We start from the raw sequence: 21,562 nt of genomic DNA on the forward strand, positions 1-21,562 counted from the left end.
GATACCTCGATAGAATGCTCCTTTATTTTCCCCGGCCAAATTCGCAAGCTCTTCATATTCTTGACGCCCCGCCCCTTAGGGGTTATTATGGATATTCAATGTCTACGATTAAAAATTGAAGAACCCTAAAGGAGGCTGCGACGATGCATAGTAAGTCCAATCCCGATCACACAAGTCCGGCAACGGGGGCGAAGTCTTCGGAAGTAATGTCCCGGCTGGGCGCGGAAGTCCTCTCCCTGCTCCAGCCCGCCCCGGGGGAGCGAATTCTCGACCTCGGCTGCGGAAACGGAGACCTGACAGCCCGCATCGCGGCGGCGGGTGCGATTCCGACGGGCATCGATCTGTCTGCTGAATCGGTAGCACTTGCGAGAGGGCGGCATCCGTACCTTGATATTCAGGCGGCTGACGCCTCCCTGTATCTGACGGATACCCGTTATGATGCGGTCTTCTCCCACGCCGCGCTGCATTGGATCGGGAATGCGGAGGCGACGGCACGCACCGTATGGCTCGCCCTTCGGGACGGCGGACGATTCGTCGCCGAGTTCGCGGGCAGCGGCAATCTGGCTTCGCTGACCGATGCGATCGGGCAGGTGCTGTCGGCGCGCGGCTACGACCCGGAGGGGCGCAATCCCTGGTACCTGCCGACGATCGGCGAATATGCCGGTTTGCTGGAACGGACCGGATTTCGCGTGACGTTCGCCCTGCACTTCGATCAACCTTCGCCGTCCAAAGCCCCGTCGGGGGTCAGGGCCTTGCTGGACAGCTTCGCGGGCTGTTTTTTCCCTGATGTCCCGCCGGCGGAGCTCGCCTCCGTCTATGACGAAGTCGAAGCCGCGGTCAAACCGCGCCTGTACCGGGACGGCCAGTGGATCATCGATAAGAGCCGCTTGCGGATCGCGGCCGTCAAGGTATCGCGCTAACCGTCAAACGTTGCGCCGCATTCATTGATTGGCAAGCCTATTCCGATATAGGTATGGGGAGGCGAGATAATGGATATAGCGGCAATCTCAACAGGGCTGGCGATGAACGACCTGCGTCAGCAAGCCGGCATCGCGGTTCTGGGCAAAGTGCTGGATACCGCGCGCCAGAACAGCGAAGCACTCGTGCAGTTGACGCAGAGCATCGCGCAGCCTCATTTGGGCGGCAACATCGACGTGCGCGTCTAAGCGACTGCCCGCTCGAAATTAACGCCGGCGCAAAAAGCCGAATCGGCCTCGTCCGGGGTCCGATTCGGCTTTTTGCGCTGTCGCATATTGCGGCAGGCACGCCGGGCAAACTACAAACTGAACTACAGGCTACAAGCGATCCAGCTCCCGCGCCTCCGCTTTGGGCCGGCAATCCTTGCATACGCCGATCGTACGGCCGCTCTCGTCGATATAAAAAGACAGCCGCGAGGAACGCGCGCGGCACAAAGAGCAAGGGCGCGCCTGCTCTCCTGCTCCCGGCTCCCGCCGCTTATCGGTCCGCTTGCGGGCGGCCCGAAATGGCACGACTTTGGCGCTGCGGGTGGCGGCCAGCCTCCGCTTGCGAACCCTAAGCCAAAGCGCCAGTCCTCCTCCCGCCAGTACGACGACGGCTGCAATCGTTGCGATCAGCATGCGGTTCTCCTTTCAAGTGCGGATGCGCTCTTGCGCGGACAATCTAGCTTATTGCAATCCGCTCCGCCGACTCAGTCTTTCGCCTCCGTATAGAGCTGCATCGGATCCCGGACCGTCCGCCTGAAGCTCTCGCCCCAGTCGCGCATGGCGGCGATGATCGGGGTCAGCGTCTGTCCGAACGCCGTCAGCGAGTACTCCACCTTGGGCGGAACCTGGTTGTACACCTCGCGGTGAACGACGCCGTCCTCCTCAAGCTCTCGCAGCTGAAGCGTGAGCATCCGCTGCGTGATCGTCGGGCAGATTCTGCGGAATTCGTTGAACCGCTTCGGGCCGTCCATCAGATGATAGAGCAGCACGCCCTTCCACTTTCCGCCGATCACGTCCAACGTGAACTCGACCGGGCAGCCTTCCTCGTCCGGACAAAACCCGTACCCGCTCTTCCGATCCCGCACGCCGATCCGCTCCTTCGTCTCTGTCTTCCTTATCTGATGATCATAGCATTCATGCGCGGCGATTAAAATCCTTCGAGTACGACCTTGCCGACCGTGCGGCCCGTCTCCAGCATCGCATGCGCCTTGCGCAGGTTGTCGGCGTTAATCGGAGAAATCGTATCGCTCGTCGTCGTGCGGATGGCGCCTGCGTCCACGAGCCGCGCGACTTCGTCCAGCAGCCGATGCTGCTCGATCATGTCCGCCGTCTGATACGTCGATCGCGTGAACATGAGCTCCCACACGAAGGTCGCGCTCTTGTTTTTGAGCAGCGTCAGGTTAAGCAACTCGTCGGTCTCGACGATCGAGCAGATCTTGCCTTGCGGCGCGATCGCTTCCGCCATGTTCGCCCAGTGCTTCTCCGTGCTGTTGAGGCAGAGAATGTAATCGACCTGATCGAACCCGATCGCCTTCAACTGAGGCAAGAATGCCTGGAAGTGGTCGATCACATGGTCCGCGCCAAGCTCCATGGCCCAGTCGGCCGATTCGCGGCGGGAGGCCGTGCCGACGACCGTCAAGCCCGCCAGCTTCGCCAGCTGCGTGGCGATCGACCCGACGCCGCCGGCCGCGCCGATGAGCAGGATCGTCTTGCCGGCATTGTCGGCCGGATTCCGCGCTACGCCCAGACGGTCGTAAAGGCTCTCCCATGCCGTAATCGTCGTCAGCGGCAGCGCGGCCGCCTGCGCGAAGCTCAGCGAAGCAGGCTTCGCGCCGACGATCCGCTCGTCAACGAGGTGGAACTCGCTGTTGCCGCCGGGCCGGGTGATGCTGCCGGCGTAATACACCTCGTCGCCCGGCCTGAACAGCCCGGCCTCCGGCCCGACCTGCTCGACCACGCCCGCGACGTCCCAGCCGAGCACTCTCGGCGCGCTCTCCTCGCGGCTCTTGGGCGAGCGGACTTTGTAGTCGACCGGATTCACCGAGATCGCGCGCACCTTCACGAGCAAATCCCGGCCCATCGGCGACGGCTTGTCGATCTCCACGTCGATCAGGCTCTCCGGATCGGCGATCGGCAAATACTTGTACAGGCCAACGGCCTTCATCGTTTCTTTCACAGGGGCTTTGAATTCGTTCGTCATGTCGGTTCGCTCCTTCGCAGGTTTGCCGTCGGTTCGGCTTATACCTGCAATATAAGGCATACACGACATTCGCGTAAGTACGCACATTTATGTGGGATAGGCACACGAATGATACCCTTGAACACAAGGGCTAATCCGCGGAAAGGACCGATGTCGCCCCCGGCTCCTTCTGCGCCTCTTCGTTCCATCCTTTGCGGTACGTCTTCGGGCTCACGCCGTAGACATCCTTGAACACCCGGCTGAAGTAGTGGGCCGCGCCAAAGCCCGACACCTCGGCGATGGCGCCGATCGAGGCGTCGGTCCGCTGGAGCAGATCGAGCGCGCGCGCAAGGCGAATCTCGGTCAACCGGCCGACGATCGTCTTGCCGGTGAGCCGCTTATATTTGCGGGCCAGATGGTTGTAGCTGACATGCAGGGCGTCGGCGAGTCTGCGGACATTCATTTTTTCCGCGCGCTCGTCATTCAAGTAGACCTCGATCTTGCGCAGAAACGCAGTATCGGACTGATCGACGGCTGCCGGCGCGGCCCGTCCTTCGGGATGGCGAACCGCGGCGATCGTCAGCACAATCTGCACGAAAGTCAGTTGAACGGACGCTAGCGAGCCCGTCTCCCGCGTTTCCTCGAACAACCGCATGATTCGTTCGCCCAGACCGTAGCGATCCTCGTAGCAGCCGAGCTGCCACTGCCGCAAGCCCTCGAGCGCGGCATAGACCGAGCCGGCTCCGCCTGCGGCGGAAGAATCGGCCGGGGCTACCGTCCATCGCATGCAGACGCCCCGGTGCGGAGACTGCGGCATGTACTCGTGGCGGTGCTCGGCGCCCGCGGGGACGAGAAAGAATTCACCCGGTCCGACGTTCAAGAGCGGTCCCCCGAAGCCCGTCTTCATGCTGCCTTCGTAGATATAATTGCATTCGAACCACGCATGCGTATGAGGCGGACACGAGCGGGCACCCCAGGGCTGCTCCTCCAGCACCTCGATGATCTCGATGACGGCGTCGTTCACCCTGACGGTTCCGTACAGTTGGTCCGGCAATATGCCGCGCGCCATAGGCTCGTCCCCTCCCCGCTGCTTATTTCTATCATAGTAGCACAAGCGAACCGGTCATTTTAGTGTAAAAACGGGATACTTCAATGAATTTACATGAACGCGCTTCAAAATGAAAATAGAAGGGAAGAGAGCGACGAATCAGAAAGGATGCATGGGCTTGAAAAAATTGCATCTCATCAGCAATGCGCACCTCGATCCCGTATGGCAATGGGAGTGGGAGGAAGGCGCGGCGGCGGCGGTATCCACGTTCAGGGCCGCCGCATCGTTTTGCAGAGAATATGACGGCTACGTTTTTAATCACAATGAAGCGCTGCTGTACAAATGGATCGAGGAGTACGAGCCGAGCTTGTTCGCGGAGATTCAAAGCCTCGTTCGTCTCGGCAAGTGGCACATCATGGGCGGATGGTACCTGCAGCCCGATTGCAATATGCCTTCGGGCGAATCGCTCGTCAGGCAGATTCTGCTCGGCAGGCAGTACTTCAAGGAAAAATTCGGACAGGCGCCGACGACCTCGATCAACTTCGACTCCTTTGGGCATTCCAGGGGACTGGTGCAGATCATGCGCAAATCCGGCTTCGATTCTTATCTGTTCATGCGGCCCGAGCAAAAGACAGCGGGTCCGGCGGACGACTTCATCTGGGTCGGCTTCGACGGCTCCGAGGTGCACGCGCATCAGATTGCGGACGGATACAATACGCTGATCGGGCAAGCGCACAAAAAGATCGGGAAATGGCTGGAGAAATACGCGGACGACGGCGAGGACCGCCCTCGCCTGCTGCTGTGGGGCGTCGGCAATCACGGCGGCGGTCCCTCCCGTCTCGACCTCGACCGCATCGGCGAGATGATGGCTTCGAGTCCGGTGGAGATCGTGCACTCTACGCCGGAGGCCTACTTCGCGGAGCTGCGCGAAGCGACCGATCTCCCCCGTCATGCGGACGATCTCAATCCGCGCTTCGTCGGCTGCTATACGTCGATGATCCGGATCAAACAGAAGCACCGGCAGCTGGAAAGCCAGCTATTCATGACTGAGAAAATGCTGGCGGCAGCCGCGATTCAAGGGCTGCTGGCGTATCCGGCCCGCGAGCTCGGCGAGGCGTTCCACGACCTGATGGTCGCCGAGTTCCACGACATTCTGCCGGGCAGCTCGATCCAGCCTGCGGAGGAAGCGTCGCTCCGGCTCATGGACCACGGCCTCGAGATCGCTTCGCGCCTGCGCGCCCGCGCGTTTTTCGCCCTGGCTGCCGGCCAGCCCCAAGCGGCGACGGGCGAGTATCCGATACTCGTATACAACCCTCATCCGCATCCCGTACGCGGCATCTTCGCCTGCGAGTTCATGCTGGAGGACCAGAACTGGACGGAGGAGTTCTCCATGCCGCTGGTTTACCGCGACGGCGCGCAAGTGCCGAGCCAGCCCGAAAAAGAGCAAAGCGCCCTGAATCTGGACTGGCGCAAGCGCGTCGTATTCGAAGCCGAGCTCGCCCCCTCGTCGATGAACAGGTTCGACTGCCGGATCGTCAAGCTGCCGCAGAAGCCCAAGGCCTATCTGGCCGAGCGCGACGGCGCGATCCGGTTCGAATCGCCGTCGCTGCAGATCGAGATCAACACGCGGACCGGACTGATCGACAGTTATGTCGCGGAGGGCGAATCCTACCTACGCCCGGGTGCTTTCTTGCCCGTCGTAGTCGCCGACAACGAGGATCCGTGGCGCATGGATACCGACCGGTTCGAGCCGGTCGTCGGCCAATTCGAGCTGATGAGCCCCGCACGTAGCACGGCGTTTTCCGGCGTTAAGGACGAAGTGCTGCCGGCCGTACGGGTAATCGAGGACGGAGACGTGCGGACCGTCGTCGAAGCGCTGCTGGCTTATGGCGACTCCGCGGCCGTTCTCACCTACCTTCTGCCCAAGCAGGGCACCGAGATCGAAGTGCAGGTTCGCCTGTATTGGCAGGAGAAGGACAAGCTGCTCAAGCTGTCGATTCCGACGGCGCTCGGAGACGATCACGAATACTTGGGGCAAACGGCGTACGGCGTCCAGCGGCTGCCGCAGAACGGCGACGAGGCGGTCGCGCAAAAATGGACGGCGATCGCGGAGCCCGCGGCCGACGGCCGGGCCGTGACGCTCATCAACGACGGCGTCTACGGCTCGGACGGCGCCGGCGGCACGCTGCGGCCGACCCTGCTTCGCGGCGCCGCCTACTGCGCGCACCCGATCGGCGAGCGTCCGATCCTTCCGCAGGACCGGTTCCTCCCCCGGATCGACCAGGGCGAGCGCACGTATACGTTCTGGCTCAACGCCGGCAAGCGGGAGTCGCGTCTTGCGGCGATCGAGCGCGAAGCGCTCGTCCTGCACGAACGTCCGTATGCGCTGTCGTTTTTCCCGAGCGGAGCCGGCGAGCTGCCGTCCCCGGGCGTCGCGCTTGAAGGCGACCGCGCGGTGCTGACCGCCTTCAAGCAGGCGGAGGACGGCGACGGCTATATCGTCCGGCTGTTCGAACCGACCGGCGCGCCCGGCTCGGTCCTGGTTCGCATCCCTTCGCTGGGCATCGCGGAGCGCGTCGAGCTCGGCGCGTTCGAGATCAAGACGTTCAGGACGGACGCTGCCGGGAGCGTGCTTCGGGCATGCACATTGATGGAAAAAGACTGAGCCTCCTCCGGTAACGACACTCGCAAATCAAAGCTCCCGCCGGTCACCGACGGGAGCTCAAGGCTTGTTTGCCGATTTCATGCTGCGAAAGTTGAGTTATTAATTGAAGTTACCTACAGTATCTATGCCATTATTAATAAAGGTATTGTTGTTCTGCGTAATTGTAACTGTTGTAACGTTTTGCAGGCCTATACCATTGTTTTCAATAGTTGCACCGGTTACAACGGCATTGGTCGGATAATTGTTGTTTTGGCCGGTCTCTCCAAAACGTATTCCAACGGGGGCGTTGGAGTAAGTACCGCCGGATACGGTCACACCAGTAAGCGTACCGTTGTTGGTACCGTCATTCCTGCCTTTTATTACCGCGGCCGCACCGTTTACAGGATCGCCGTTCCCGCTGTTTGTAACAATATTGTTTATGAGGTTGACATTCTGGTAGTTGCCGTGTTTGAGGTTGATATCTATACCGGCCGCAAAACTCCCGGCAGTACCGCTGCTGTCGATCGTATTATTTGAAATAATTGCATGATTCAACGCTTCATAGTACATTCCCTTTGAAGTGTTGTTGTTGAACGTGGATTTTGAAATTTGAATGTTATTAAATATTGCCGTTCCTGAAAATACAAGCATTCCAAAGGCATTTCCGTTAAACATGCTGCTTTGGATCGTTACATTTGAAACCTGCGCGTAAGTCGGGACTCTGAATCCCGCAGTAACGTTATTGGAGAAGTTACTGCCTGTTATAATCAGATCGTTCATAACAGGAAAAGAGGGACTGATATTGATACTAAAGCCGTTATCCAAATTATTCAGCAATGATACGTTAGAAAAAGTAATAAAGCTTGGCTGATTGTTTCCTATGGTTAAAATCCCCTGGGAAGCACCGGTGACCTGCAGGTCTGATATTACCAGCCGATTTGTCGAACTCACCCCGCCGTTTGAAATGGATATGCCGACTCCTGACGCCGGATGAATGATCGTTCCGCCAACGCCGCTTCCGGCACCATTTAGCGTAATCCGCCTGTCAATGGTCACGTTTTCGGGATAGCTCCCAGGCCCCGCCTGGATCATATCTCCCGGATTAGAAGCATTTACGGCCTGTTGAATCGTAGTATAGAAAGTCCCCTGGGTTTGGTTATATACCGAATTGCTTCCTATGGCGATGACTGTAAATGATACGACGGGACCTTCAATATTTTTTGTGGCTACGGTTATTGCAGCAGAACCGGAATTATTTATTGAAATAGCGCCGGTATTTGGGTCTACCGGAAAATCGGGATTGTCTGAACTAAAGGTAAGCGGTACCTGATTCGGATTGAGAAGATTGTCGTTTGCATTCAGAGTATGATCAACAGCTCCGGAAATAATAGGATCAACGATACCGACAATTGATATTCTTTCATCTAGCCTGGATGCCGTGGTGGATAACACCTTTGTCTGCCCAGGGCTTACTTCCGCCGATTTTTCGTCCACCCAGATGCTGCTGCCGTTCAGTATTTGAAGTACGGCAAGTCCATTTGTAAATCCGGTGTTTTCAACACTGAAAGTACCAAGTATTCTTTGGCCTAACAACAGCGTATTTGACTCGTTAATCATGTAAGCTCCAGATTGAGTTACTTCATTGATCATGTCACTGTTGCAGCTACTGCTTTCCTGGTAAGTTACCTGAAGAAATGGATATAAGTTGCTGTTGGAAAAGTTCGTACTGTAACTTCCGATTATTGAATACGTATTTTCCGGGCCAATCATTGTGATACCGTTATTGGCTGCGGCATTCGCATACCATTGTTGCGCAAGCGGAGTTATATCGATACTGATAAAATTGTTTACATCTGCGTCATTAACGGTTTTAGTAATGCCCGTTGGCGTAACAGCAGGTGCATTTGAATATGTCGCCGTATTCTGGTTGAAGTCGCTTTGATTTAAATTTATAGCTATAACTTCCGGACCAGGGACGTCTTTTCTGAAAATATAAAGCTTTAATATGGCCTCAAGGATGTCACTGCCTTGGGGAATAACGGACAAGTCAAATTTTAACAAAGTCCTGTAAATATCTCCTGGAACTACATAATCACCCACATATAAAAAGGGATAACTGCCGAATGCAGCTGTAGGGTAACTTGAAGCGATAAGCGTATCGTCACTCGGAAGTAAACTTGCTACCGGCATGAAAATTCCTCCTTCGTATGGCGGCGTATGCTCTTGATGCAGACTTCGGAGAGCGCCAGCTGGTTGTTGGACAGCCACGTAATGCGCTTGTAGGTGAACGCGACGGGGGGAAGAGAAGCTTGCCGCGGACGAAGAGGATATCGTGGATCGGATAGATCAAGCGAGGCCCGATCGAACGCTTCACCAGCGTGCGATTAGCCTTGGGAAGCTACGCCCCAGAAAGCTTCGGGTCCGATGCGGGTAACCAACACAACGCCCGCTACGCCGGTGCTGCTGATAAAGGCTGTGTATTGAGTAAGGAGAGCTGCGGGAGCGAGCAGGTCTTGCGCGTTGAAGGGGACGATCGTGCTGGTGTTCGACTGAATCGGAAGTACGGCTGTGTAGATGATCGTGCCTTGGGCAATGGTGCCGCCGCGTACGACATTGATCGTGACTGTGGCGGGCGCAACAATGGAGAGTCCGATGGTACCGGCCAGATCGACGATCAAAGAACCGTTGATCCCAAGTCCGTTGCCCGCTACCCCTTGGGTCTGCAAGCCGATGTCGCCGAATAGAGCCGGAGTCGTCGTTGCGGCTATCGCGAGGGTCGTGCCTGTGTTCATCGAGCTTCTTTGGTCAAGAAAGGTTCCCATAGACGCTTGACCTTCTTTCTTTTTGCATTTTTATATCCTATGTACTCCTGTCTGTCGCAGTATGGACAAACCGTTCGGTGCGATCGCGGAATCTTACCGCTGCTTCGCGGGGGGACATCGGGCATGGATATCGCGCAAGTGATATCGGACAGGTCCCTGTCGAGATTGAAGGCAAGTTCTACAGCGTTGCAAATAAACGTCAGGGCTCATTGCCCTGACGTTTATTCGTTATGCCGGCGGCTTCAAGCGTCCGGCGCGACAGATCAACTGAGCAATCCATAAGAAACGCCTCCCCTTCGGTCCATGATAAAATGGAAGCAAAAAGGAGGCTATAAGTAATGAGTGACGCAAACGCCGGTACGACCGCCCCCCGCATCGTCCCGCATCTGTGGTTCGACCGGGAAGCCAAGGAAGCCGCTGCTTTTTACAGCTCCGTCTTCCCCGATTCCGCCATTAAGAGCGTGACGACGCTGCGCGATACGCCGTCGGGCGATTCCGACGTCGTCTCGTTCACGATCTGGGGCAGCCCTTTCATGGCCATCTCCGCAGGTCCGCTGTTCAAGATGAATCCGTCCGTATCGTTCATGGTGAACTTCGATCCGTCGCTGGACGACCGCGCGAGCGAGCTGCTGGACGAGATCTGGGACAAGCTCTCGGAAGGCGGCGCCCCGCTCATGCCGCTGGGCGAGTATCCGTTCAGCAAGCGGTACGGCTGGATTCAGGACAAGTATGGCGTCAATTGGCAGCTCATCCTGACCAATCCTGAAGGAGAGCCCCGTCCGACGATCATTCCATCTCTCATGTTCACCGGGGACAACGCCGGCAGAGCCGAGGAGGCGCGCGAGCTTTATCTGTCCGTGTTCGAGCGTTCCCGCCCGGGCCAGCTCCATCGCTACGGTCCCGGCAGAGAGCCGGATCGCGAAGGCACGGTCATGTTCAGCGACTTTATGGTGGAAAACACCTGGATGACCGCGATGGACAGCGCGCACAATCACGGCTTCACCTTCAACGAGGCGGTCTCCCTGCTCGTCCGCTGCGATACGCAGACGCAGATCGACGCCTACTGGAGCGCTTTGTCCGCCGATCCGCAGGCCGAGCAGTGCGGCTGGCTCAAGGACAAGTTCGGCCTCTCGTGGCAGATCGCGCCGGCTGCGATGGACGACATGATGGCGAATGGCACGCCCGAGCAGATCGCGCGCGTGACCGCGGCGTTTATGCCGATGAAGAAGCTCGATATCGCCAAGCTGGAGGAAGCGTATCGGGGCTGAGGCGACAGCCGTTGGAGAAGACCTCCTGCTGCGGAAGCGTAGAAAAGAACCGCGAAGCACGATGCTTCGCGGTTCTTTTTACCGGCTTTTCTTCTCATCTTTATATGCATTCTTAACTACTCATTCACTCAAGCGTTCTCCTCCAACCGGATCGGGTAGAAGTCCGACGCGCTCCATACGGTTCCGCCTCCCCAGCCGAAAAAGCCTTCCTGTCCGTGATAAGACCTAAAGAAATAGCCGGACAGCGTCTTGGTTGCGCTCGGATCGACGCCGATGCTGGCAAAAGGGATCGCTTGAATCGAGATCCAGCGGTCCGCACCGACGTTCGCGCGCGCTTGCCATGGCGCGCTGTAGCCGCTGTTTTGAACCGGGCCGCTGTATTCAAGCTTCAGGCCCGCCGGATTGTTGAAAAATACATAGTAATTTTGCGCCGAGGCATCGCCTGTAATGAAGGTTTCGTTGTCGTCGTCCGCACCGCTGGTCCACCATTCGCCTGGCGCGACGGCGCTTGAGACGATCTTGGACACGTCGTTGTCGAAGTTCTCGTAGCCGACATACAGATTGTTGTCGTCCCACAACAGCCGCACCTTCGTCTGCACGGGCACCGGATCTCCCGTATTGATCTTCAGAAATTCGGTAACCGGCACGGCATCGGCCCACGGACCTTGGCTAAAATCGGTTGCGTTCATAATATCCTGTTCCGACGCCGTGGTGCGCAGCGCATGCGCTTCAAGCTGCGGCCGTCCGCCGACTTCTTCCACCATCTTTTCAAATGTCGTCTTAATGGGCGCGATTCGCGCTCTCACCTTCTCGTCCGCCAGCGCCCAAGCCTGATCGAGCGCCTGCTGCGCCTCGTCCGCGATGCCGGCTTCGATGACATATTTGCCGATATACGTGCTTGCGCTCGTATTGTAGGCGATCGGATCGTCGTACTGATTCCAGCCCTGTTCGATCAGGTCGTAATAGGTCCGCATCGGGACGGACGCGTCACCGTAAACTTTTGCGATATATTCCGTCTTCAATTGCTCGATATCCGCGTCGGGATTCCACATCAGCTTCTCGAACAGCCAGAATTGAAGCGCGTTGATCGCCCAGTTCGGACCGTTGGCGTCGACGATACCCTCCGGTATCACGCCCGTCAAGCCCAGCTCCCGGTAATAACGCATATCGGCCTGCACTTTTTCCGCGATCGGCCTTTCATACTTGTCGGAGAGGAACGACCCGTAATAGTTGTACATGACGATTTGGTTCGTCTTCGCCAGCCAGCCTTGCAATTTGAGGACATAAGCGTAGTTCAGGCTGTCCGGATCGTCGGTCTTCATCGGCAGGCGTTCGTCTCCGGAGATCGGCGCAAGCACGATCACGATGTTATCCTCCAACGCGATCCTTGGCGGGACCTCCGTAAAGAAGTAGGCGAACGTCACGATTTTGGCCTCCGGATGCGTCACCTTGACCTGCCTCGCGATCTTGTTCAGGAAGGTGTAGAACACCGTCGACTTGTAATCCGCCTCGTTCGGCTGGATCGTCACGCCGTCCTCGGTAACGAACGGCTGGTCGCTGTAGCCCGCTTGCTCGTAGTAGTGCGTATCGTTAATGCCGACGCCGACATATTCGATCGGATTTTCGTCCAGGAACGCGGCCACCCGCTCGGCGATGACTCCAGGGACATCGGGATGATAAAAGTTGATCTGCGTTTGCTGCGACTCCGGAATCGGGTTGCCGTTCGCGTCCGTATTGAAGTATTCGGGATGCGTGTTAAAAAACAAGGCGTTGGGCAGCCAGTAGCCGAGGTTATGCCCGATGTTGAACGGCTTGATTCCAATGCTGTCCTGTCCGGCCCACAGCGGCAGATTTTCGAACTCGGCCAGCTTGGCATTCAATTTGTTGCGCGCCATCATAAGCTCCGTAGCGGGGTCCGAATGGTATTCGCCGTTCGCGCCCAGCCCCGTAAGATGCCAGCCCCTTAGCAGGAACGGAGACTTCTCCGAATAGTTTACATGCTCGGCCCTGACCGTCTGCTGCGGCTCGTAAACGGTTCCCGTATCCGACGCGCGGGTCCACAGAATGCCCGTGTTCTTCTCCAGGAAGTCATACACGCCGTTCAGCGCGCCCTTGGGCTCGGTACCCAAAATGTAGATGCGGTTCCCCGTCTGACGAATGGCAAACCCGTCCGTTCCGTGCAGATCGGCGATATCCGCCGGGAATAGCGCAGCGAGCGCAGGATAGGAATCGGGCGTTCCCACAATGATCTGGTACCGTTCCTCAGTCTCTGCGCCGGACGTCAACTGCGCGGCCGGAGCCGCTTGCTCCTCCGTCAGGGACAGGGATGAATCGCTTCGCGTCCTGGAAGTCCCCTTGTCGGCGATAGTCAGCGTGACATCGTCCACCCATAAGGCCGGCGTATCGGATACGATGTACAAATAGGCCAATACAAAGTTGGAGCCGCTGACCGCCTGCGGCGTGAACGTCCATTCGACCTGCGTCCAGCCGTCGGATACGTCGTGGGACACCATCTCGGTCGGCGGCACGAGATCGGCCCAATCCGCGTTGTTTTTCTCCATAAAACTCGCCAGCACGCGCTGGCCTGTCGGCGCGCTCCCCTTGACCCAGGCCTTCAATACATATTCTTCGCCGATCTGCATGCCAAAGATCGGATCGGTGCGAACGGCCGTCCATCCGGCCGCGGGCAGATCGATCCGGAGCGCATTCGTCCCGCTGCGCTTGACGTCCTTGTCCAAGGCGCCGGAGGGAACGTTCCAATCGGTCGGCAGCTCTCCTCCGGGCGATTCCGATTCAAATCCCGGATTGCCGATCAGATTCGCCGGCTCGGGCTGCGGGTCCGGATCGGATGTCACGCCGGTGGCCCTCAGGGACACATCGTCGATCCACACGCGGTCAGTGCCGGCAACGATGTGGAAATAAGCCCATGCGAAGTCCAGCTGGGTACTCAATACCGGCGTGTACTTGATCTCGATTCGGGTCCACGTGTCCGTCACGTCGAACGTATACTGCGGCATGCCGTTCGATTTGGACCAATCGGACGACAACTCAGCGAACTGCGCGATTACTTTTTGCCCGGACGGCTGGCTGCCTTTGACCCATGCGCTGAGCGCGTATTCATGCCCTGCCTGCAGCTTCAGCTGCTGATCCGTGCGGAGGGTCGCATACGGCGCGCTGAATTCCAGTCTCATCGACTGCGTCCCGCTGTGCGCGGCGGTCTTGTCAAGCGCGCCGGAGCTTACGTTCCAGCCCGAAGCGGACACCGTCTCGAAGGACGAATTGAGCAGCAGATTCCGATTCAGGCTTACGCTCAGGTTCATCGTCGCAACCGGCAGCCCGTCGATATCGGCTTGTATCGTCACGAGATGGACGCCGTCTTCCGCCGCATTCGTCACCTGCACGGCAACCGGCACATTCCGGCGTTCTTGCGGCGCCAGTACCAGGATCGGCTCAAAGCTCGCGGCAATCGGCCCGTCGTCCGTGCGCCTGAAGGTCAGCGCGGCCGATTCGGCGCTGTTGTTCATGACCGATATGGCGGTATGATAGGTGCCGTTCTCCTTGAGATCGAGCCGGTCTTCGAGCAGCTCGACGCTGACGGAATCGCCGTCGATCTGCCCTTCATAGATCGGAAGCTCAGCGCCGCTGATCATCCGGAGCGTATCCCGCAGCTCTCGCGCGGCAAGCCGCTCCATCTCGTCGGCCAGCGGGCTGAAGACGATATCGGCGTTGTCCGTTCCCGCATCGACGAGCGTTGGCGTGACGGACGGCTCGGGATCGGGCGAAACGGTCGCGGTCGGCGTCGGGGTAGGACTCATAGTCGGAGTCGTGGTGGGGCTATCGGTCGGCGTCGAGGTAGGACTCATAGTCGGAGTCGTGGTGGGACTATCGGTTGGTGTCGAGGTGGGGCTATTGGTCGGTGTCGGGGTTGGGCTCGCAGTCTGTGTTCCCGTTTCCGGCGCGTGAGTTGCTTTCCCCTCCTCTGCATGAGGTCTTCGTTCGAAAGTGCTGCCATTCCCGTTGCTGCCGTAGATCACTTTATCGATGTCGCCTTCTCCTTGCATACGTACCACCTCATTCAGCAAAAGTGCTACGATCCTGGCGTCCTTATCCAAGGCGATCCGCGTTCCGGGTGCCTGGTCTGTGTTGGTCAGCTTCTGAATGACGCCGCCCGAGAGCTGCAGCTCGATCCCCGGCGCATCGATCTCTACTTCCTTGAAGCTGCCTGCCAACCTGATCTTAGCGCCCGCGGCGAGCTTTCGGTCGAGACGGATCAGACCGATGCCCGCTCCCGACGAAGCGTTTTCGGCCGATTCGACGACGGACGAGGACTGCAATATCAGTAACGCTATTTGCGACGATCCCTCGAGGACGATACGAAGGGTGCCTGTTTTCTTGTCCACATGCACTTCGCCCAATATCGCGTTTTGCACATGAACGCTGTTCTCTCCGCCACCGTTTAGCGTCGTTTTGCCTTTTACCGTCACGCCGCTCAGAGACACGTCCCCTTCACCCACGCCATCGCCGACGAGGAGATCCCCTTCAATGATCATGTTCCGGAGCGTGACGCCGGGAACGCGGATCGCGACATTGCCTTTGACGGTCACCGCGCCTTCGAAAGGGCCGAACGTTCCTGCCTTGTTATAGGACAGGCCGATGCCGGATAAAATTCGTTCCAGAATCGCGACGGTTTCCGCGCGCGTAACTCCGCGCTCCGGCTTGAAGCTTCCGTCGACGTAGCCTTCCATCAGCTTGCCGGCTGCCGCGGTTCCGATCGCTTCTTTGCTCCAGGCTGCCATCTGACCCGCATCCGTGAAGGCATCTGCCGCCTCGGCATCTGGCGTAAGTTCCGATGCCAGCAGTCTGGCGACGACAACCGCGGCCTCTTGCCTCGATACCGGCTGCTTCGCGCCAAATCGGCCGTCGGCATAGCCTTTCAGGTAACCTGCTTGGGCAGCTGCGGCGATGTCGCGGAAGGCCCAGTCCGATGGCGCCAGGTCGCTTGCGCGCCAGTCCGGCGCCGCCTCCGTGAAGCCGAATATGCGATTGACCAGCGCAGCGAATTCCGCCCTCGTAATCGTCCGGTCCGGGCGGAACGTACCGTCGGGAAATCCCTGAATCCGCCCGGCTTCGATCCATTCGCCGATCTGTCGCTCGGCCCAGTGGCCGGCGATGTCGCTTACGGCGGCCTTCCCGCCGGCGCCTTGGACCGGAACCGGGTCAGCCGCCATCGCCGCCGCCGGACTAAAAGCCGATACCAGTAAGCAAAGCACCGTTACGGCTGCCAAAAGGCGAGTTTTTAAAAATAAAAAGCCGTTTGCCGATCTGGAACGGAACATGTGAACGCCTCCAAATCAATTTTGTTGGTGTGATAAGCCGGCATCGCCTCTCGTCGTGCAGGCGATGAACCTCCCGCGGTCCGCAAAACTAGCATCGCCTCTCGTCGTGCAGGAGATAGGCCCTCCGCGGTCCGCAAAGCCGGCATCGCCTCTCGTCGTGCAGGCGATGGACCTCCCGAGGCCCGTGAAGCAAGGATCGCCTCTCGTCGTGCAGGCGATGAACCTCCCGCGGTCCGCAAAGCCGGCATCGCCTCTCCTAGTGCAGGCGATGAACCTCCCGCGGTCCGCAAAACTAGCATCGCCTCTCCTAGTGCAGGCGATGGACCTCCCGCGGCCCGCAATATCGTCATCGCCTCTCGTCGTGCAGGCGATTGGCCCTCCGCGGGCCGCAAAGCCGGCATCGCCTCTCGTAGTGCAGGCGATGCACCTTCCGCGGCCCGCAATATCGTCATCGCCTCTCGTCGTGCAGGCGATGGACCTCCCGCGGGCCGCAAAGCTGGCATCGCCTCTCCTAGTGCAGGCGATGGACCTCCCGCGGTCCGCAAAACTAGCATCGCCTCTCCTAGTGCAGGCGATGCACCTCCCGCGGTCCGCAAAACTAGCATCGCCTCTCCTAGTGCAGGCGATGCACCTCCCGCGGTCCGCAAAACTAGCATCGCCTCTCCTAGTGCAGGCGATGAACCTCCCGCGGTCCGCAAAACTAGCATCGCCTCTCCTAGTGCAGGCGATGAACCTCCCGCGGTCCGCAAAACTAGCATCGCCTCTCCTAGTGCAGGCGATGAACCTTCGGATCCCGCGAATCTAGCATCGCCTAGCTCACATAAATTTCAGAATTTTCAGTCTACTACAGCCGGAGGTGCCCTCGGCACCGTCTTTTTCTTCATCGCTATGCTCACTGTCCTCACTGTCCCCACTGTTCCCGATATTCCTGAGGCGTAATGCGGTTCTGCTTTTTGAAAAAACGGATGAAGGCATGGGAGGAGTTATAGCCCAGCTCCGCCGCGATCTCATGGACCTTGAGCGGGCTCTTTTTCAGCAATTCTTTGGCTTTGCGGTCCCGGAATTCCATCAGGTAATCCGACAGCCCGTTCCCGGTGATCTGCTTGTACAATCTGGACAGGTACGAGGGATTCAGGTTCACATGGTCCGCCAAATGGATCAGCGAGATGTCCGTGGACAGATGGCTTTCGATGAACTCATGCACCTTTTTGACGACCTCATGGGTGCTCTGCTCCTGCTGATTGATGTTCCACGAAATGATGCCGTGCGCCAGCTGGAGGAAATAGCGGCTCCACTCGGGCCAGGATACGCCGTCGTCGAACTGCGCCAGTCTGCTCCAATCCATCTGATCGCCGAGTTCCCGCTCGAGATCGTACTTGTTTACGAAGGTCAGAAAAACGAGCGCCATCGCATGGTAGAGCTCCAGCTTCTGCAGGCGCGGAATTCGATCCTCCGTGAACACGGGAGACAGGTCTTCGTAAATTCGGTAAAATTCCTCCTCGCTGGCATTTTCCAGCGCGTTGAGCAGGAATTGTACTTTGCTTTGCAGCTCGAAGTTCTTCGTTCGGCTTTGCTGCCCGGCGCCCTCGCTGCTCGTAGAAGTCCCGGACGCATCGTGAGCAAGCTTTTCGTCCGTCAACAGAATGCCCCTGCGCCAACCGAGCCCCCTCACGAACAAGAACTTCAGCGCATGGAACCGTTCCGCCAGCTCGGGCCACGGGACTTCGCGACTGCCGAGGACGAACGAGATCGACAGCTTCAGCAATTGCTGGCACTTGCTCTGGATCATTTCCATCATCCCGTTGACGTAATGGAACGTCCGCTCCCACGCCTCCGGCTCCACGGATTGGGGCTGCAAGATCCAGATCATTTTAGAAGATTCATAGACAAGGGAGACCAGATTGACGGAGTCGGAAAAGAATTCCTCCGCGATGTTTTCCGCCGCGTAGATCATCAGCGCTTTGTCCGGCGCGGTCGTAATCTCGTTCCAGTCGTCCACCCGGCACAGCAGCAGAAAGACGGGATGATCCGGGTGGAAAGGAAGCTGCAAATTCGAGAAATGCTCCGCCATGAGCGGGGACCCGACCTTTTTTCCTTGAAGAAGCATCCACAAATATTCCTTCTGCAAGGAAGGCAGCGCCATCTTCATATGCGCCTCGGCCTTCTCGATCAACCGCCGCGCGTCATACTCCTTTTCCAGGCTCTGTATAGCCTTCTCCACCGACTGGACGATGACTTCGTCGCTCTCCGTCTTCAGCAGATATTCCATCCCGCCCAGCGACATCGCGCTCTGCACATAGTTAAAATCGCTATGGCTGGTCAGCAGAATCACCTTGCAGATCGGGTAGCTCCGGCGAATCTGCCGCAGCAGCTCGATGCCGTCCATGCCGGGCATGATGATATCCGACAGCACGATATCGATGCGGTACCGTTTCATGAGCTCCAGCGCCTCGAAGCCGGAATAGGCCTTGTACACCTCCAGAGGCAGATGGCTCTCCTTTTCGAACAGCTCCGCCAGACCGTTAGAAATGACCGGAAGATCGTCGACAATCAGCAGTCTGTACATGCCTCATCCCTCCTTTGCTTGAAGCGCCAGCCGGATCGCGACGCACAACCCGCCCAGCCTCGATCGCGACATGCGCAAGCCGTATTCCGGACCGTACATGATCTGAATGCGCCGGTGTACGTTGATGATCCCCGTCGTATCCTCGATGCCGTGGGCCGACAGGCCGAGGCGTTGATTCAGCCGGTCCAGATCCTGTTCTGCCAGTCCGCTGCCGCTGTCCTCCATGTAGATCGTCAAGTCGTCTCCGCTGCGCTCCGTATGGATCGACAGCTTGCCGCCCTGGATCATACCGGCGACGGCGTGCTTGTAGATGTTCTCGACGATCGGCTGCAGGATCAGGCGCGGTACCTGGTAATGGGCAAGCTCGGGCGTTAGCGCCTCGAAATCGACCTGTATCCGTTCCCCGTAGCATACCTTCTGCAGCTCGACGTACGTCCAGGCATGCTTGAACTCCGTACCGAGCGCCACTTGATCGGCATCGTTGCGGGTGATGAACTGGAAGTATTCGCCGACGTACTGGCAGAATCGGTAAGACAGCTCCAGATCCTCGGACTTGATCAACCGGCACAGGACGAAAAAACAATTATAGAGAAAATGCGGATTGATCTGGGATTGCAGCCGCTTCAATTCGGACCGCTGGCTGTGTATTTTCTGCTCGTAGTTTTCCTGGATCAGCGTCTTCAAGTGAATCGCCGTCTCGTTGTACGCTTTGTACAAATATCCGAATTCATCCTGCGCCGGCGGATGGGCGATCGGCCTGATGTCTCCGGTTCTCATCAGCTTGAAGGCGCCGATCAGCCGCTTTAACGGACGGTGAATCATACGAAAAATGGACATGGAGAACGACAGCACGATAAACAGGGACAACACCGAAACGCCCAGGATCCAAAGCTGGTATTTGCGGGTCGGGCCGGTCATGCTGCTCTCCGGAACGTAGCTCACGAGATAGGAAGCAAGCGCCGGGGAATACGTGTACGAGATCAGATAGGGGACGCTCCCGATTCGCAGCGTCTCGTAGCCCGCGGCCTTCTCTTGCCGCCGATCGGCGAAATATTCGCGAAGCGCCGCAAGGATGGCCGGGTCTTTTTCACCCGAGATCGTCCAGTTCTGCGAGAGGTTCACCAACGCGGCGTTGCCCTCCGGGACGCTGATTACTTCGCTCAACGTTCCGATGAGCTTATCCACCGACATTTCCACGCCGACGACGAACAGCGCCTTGCGGTTGACCACGGCGGGGTACTGCATGCTGACGAACAGCCGGCCTTCCCAATAAATGAGCGGGCTTTCCTGAATATGGTTTTTTAGCTGCAGCGCCTCGAACTCGTCGGACCGGATCTCGGTTTCGTACTTCGAGCTCAAAATCGTTCTTTGAAGCAAAGGAATGTAGGCCCTGACTTCTTTAATGTAATTGCTGTTGTATTTGATCAGTTCGATGCGCTTTTGAATGGCGCTGATCATCTCGAATTTCTCGTAGTCGCTGATGCTGTCGCCGATCGAGCCGAGCAGCATGAGGTCCTTGTCGGCCGCGTATTCGGGAAGCACGCGCAGCAGCCGCTCCACCTCCATCTCCAGCATATTTCTGTAGAAGTCGTTGCGGCTCGAGATGGATTGCGAGATCTCCCTGCGGACGCTCTCCGCGCCCTTGTTGTTGATGACAAGCGTCAACAGGTATAAAGGAGCCAATACGACCATGAAGATCAGCATCAGCTTGGTAAAAATCGTAAAACGGTTCCACTTGGGCAAATTCAGCATGATGACTCCCCCTGCCGGCCGATGATGCATCTCTGTGCGTAAGTACACTTTAGCATGCCGGCAAGGAAAGCGACCACGCGCCCCTCCCCTTATTCCTTCACGCTGCCCAGCACGATTCCTTTAATGAAAAATCTTTGCAGGAATGGATAGACGAGAAGGATCGGAAGCGTAGCGACGAAAATTTGCGCCGCGCTGCTCGTGCGGTCGGAGATCAAGCGAAGCAGCTCGGCATCCTGAGAGCTGATGAAGCGCATGTCGCGGTTAATCACGATCGTTTGCAAAAAGGTTTGCAGCGGATAATTTTCCGGCCGGTTCATCAGCACGAGACCGTCGAACCAGCTGTTCCAATGATTCACCATGGTGAACAGCCCCACCGTCGCCAGCGCGGGCATGGACAAGGGCACCATGATGCTCCACAGAACCCGGAAATGCCCCGCTCCGTCCAATCTCGCCGATTCGTCCAGCTCCTTGGGCAGACCGCGATAGAAATTAAGCAGCAGAATGATGTTAAATACCGCAAGCGCGCCGGGCAGTACCAACGCCCAGATCGAGTCCATCAGACCGAGCTTCTTGATCGTCATGTACCAGGGCACCAAGCCGCCGCCGAACAAAATCGTAAATACGAATATCCAGGTATACCAGGTTCGAAATTGAAAAGAGTCATTGTCCTTCGACAAAGGATAAGCCGTGATCACGGTGAGAATCAGACTGAACAGCGTACCCAACACCAGCCGCTGGCCCGAAATCCCGAATGCGGTCAAATATTCCGGCTTGCTCACGATATTCCGGTAAGCCGCCGTGGTGAACTCCACGGGCCACAGCGATACCTTTCCTGCCGCGGCAGCCGCGCCGGAGCTGAGAGACAATGCGAACATATGGATCAACGGAAACAGGCAGAGCAGGGACAGTAAGACCAAAAAGCCGTAATTGCCGACTGTGAACAGCTTTCTGCCAATGGACATGCGCGAGGTCAACGGACGGC

At 57.9% G+C, this 21,562-nt stretch carries 14 protein-coding genes; 4 read left to right on the forward strand and 10 right to left on the reverse strand.

Features of this window, described 5'->3' with window-relative positions; genetic code table 11:
* The first annotated feature begins 143 nt into the window (after window positions 1–143).
* Window positions 144–920, forward strand: a complete 777-nt coding sequence (locus ACFOTD_RS15915) for a class I SAM-dependent methyltransferase (RefSeq protein WP_378120391.1) — start codon at window positions 144–146, stop codon at window positions 918–920.
* A 69-nt stretch (window positions 921–989) separates the two neighbouring features.
* Complete coding sequence (locus tag ACFOTD_RS15920) at window positions 990–1,166, forward strand: YjfB family protein (RefSeq protein WP_378120392.1); 177 nt, start codon at window positions 990–992, stop codon at window positions 1,164–1,166.
* 129 nt (window positions 1,167–1,295) lie between these two features.
* On the opposite strand, the gene ACFOTD_RS15925 is transcribed toward ACFOTD_RS15920, so the two are convergent.
* The 4 genes from ACFOTD_RS15925 to ACFOTD_RS15940 all read right to left on the reverse strand — a co-directional run bounded on the left by ACFOTD_RS15925 (window position 1,296) and on the right by ACFOTD_RS15940 (window position 4,213).
* The gene (locus ACFOTD_RS15925) at window positions 1,296–1,598 is read right to left on the reverse strand and encodes a hypothetical protein (protein WP_378120394.1); all 303 of its coding nucleotides are present in this window, start codon (window positions 1,596–1,598) and stop codon (window positions 1,296–1,298) included.
* Window positions 1,599–1,669: 71 nt separating this feature from the next.
* Window positions 1,670–2,050: a winged helix-turn-helix transcriptional regulator gene (locus ACFOTD_RS15930; protein WP_378120396.1), complete on the reverse strand. Its 381-nt coding sequence runs from the start codon at window positions 2,048–2,050 to the stop codon at window positions 1,670–1,672.
* Between the two features lie 62 nt (window positions 2,051–2,112).
* Complete coding sequence (locus ACFOTD_RS15935) at window positions 2,113–3,165, reverse strand: zinc-binding alcohol dehydrogenase family protein (protein ID WP_378120398.1); 1,053 nt, start codon at window positions 3,163–3,165, stop codon at window positions 2,113–2,115.
* A gap of 130 nt (window positions 3,166–3,295) precedes the next feature.
* Complete coding sequence (locus ACFOTD_RS15940) at window positions 3,296–4,213, reverse strand: AraC family transcriptional regulator (RefSeq protein WP_378120400.1); 918 nt, start codon at window positions 4,211–4,213, stop codon at window positions 3,296–3,298.
* A gap of 157 nt (window positions 4,214–4,370) precedes the next feature.
* Between ACFOTD_RS15940 and ACFOTD_RS15945 the strand changes: the two genes are divergently transcribed.
* Window positions 4,371–6,857 carry a glycoside hydrolase family 38 N-terminal domain-containing protein gene (locus ACFOTD_RS15945; protein WP_378120402.1) on the forward strand — a complete coding sequence of 829 codons (2,487 nt, stop codon included), beginning with the start codon at window positions 4,371–4,373 and terminating at the stop codon, window positions 6,855–6,857.
* A gap of 99 nt (window positions 6,858–6,956) precedes the next feature.
* Here the strand turns inward: ACFOTD_RS15945 and ACFOTD_RS15950 are convergent, their stop codons facing one another.
* Together ACFOTD_RS15950 and ACFOTD_RS15955 are read right to left on the reverse strand one after the other, a co-directional pair.
* Window positions 6,957–9,026, reverse strand: coding sequence for a DNRLRE domain-containing protein (locus ACFOTD_RS15950; protein ID WP_378120403.1), 2,070 nt, complete (start codon window positions 9,024–9,026; stop codon window positions 6,957–6,959).
* 194 nt (window positions 9,027–9,220) lie between these two features.
* On the reverse strand, window positions 9,221–9,658 hold the full coding sequence (locus ACFOTD_RS15955; RefSeq protein WP_378120405.1) for a hypothetical protein: 438 nt from the start codon (window positions 9,656–9,658) through the stop codon (window positions 9,221–9,223).
* 338 nt (window positions 9,659–9,996) lie between these two features.
* Here ACFOTD_RS15955 and ACFOTD_RS15960 point away from each other — a divergent pair, with 338 nt between their 5' ends.
* Window positions 9,997–10,926 (forward strand): VOC family protein, encoded by a 930-nt coding sequence (locus ACFOTD_RS15960; RefSeq protein ID WP_378120407.1) that lies wholly within the window; start codon window positions 9,997–9,999, stop codon window positions 10,924–10,926.
* Between the two features lie 128 nt (window positions 10,927–11,054).
* Here ACFOTD_RS15960 and ACFOTD_RS15965 read toward each other — a convergent pair whose 3' ends face one another.
* The 4 genes from ACFOTD_RS15965 to ACFOTD_RS15980 form a co-directional block, all read right to left on the reverse strand.
* Entirely contained in the window at window positions 11,055–16,262 is a 5,208-nt protein-coding gene (locus ACFOTD_RS15965) for a DUF4838 domain-containing protein (protein ID WP_378120409.1), read from the reverse strand.
* 901 nt (window positions 16,263–17,163) lie between these two features.
* A complete protein-coding gene (locus tag ACFOTD_RS15970) occupies window positions 17,164–18,828 on the reverse strand; it encodes a response regulator (RefSeq protein WP_378120411.1) in 1,665 nt (554 codons plus the stop codon).
* A 3-nt stretch (window positions 18,829–18,831) separates the two neighbouring features.
* The gene (locus tag ACFOTD_RS15975) at window positions 18,832–20,580 is read right to left on the reverse strand and encodes a sensor histidine kinase (RefSeq protein WP_378120413.1); all 1,749 of its coding nucleotides are present in this window, start codon (window positions 20,578–20,580) and stop codon (window positions 18,832–18,834) included.
* A gap of 89 nt (window positions 20,581–20,669) precedes the next feature.
* Complete coding sequence (locus ACFOTD_RS15980; protein WP_378120415.1) at window positions 20,670–21,554, reverse strand: carbohydrate ABC transporter permease; 885 nt, start codon at window positions 21,552–21,554, stop codon at window positions 20,670–20,672.
* Window positions 21,555–21,562: the final 8 nt, after the last annotated feature.

Origin of the sequence: Cohnella sp. GCM10012308, from assembly GCF_042649185.1 — a bacterium.
Classification (GTDB): domain Bacteria; phylum Bacillota; class Bacilli; order Paenibacillales; family Paenibacillaceae; genus Cohnella.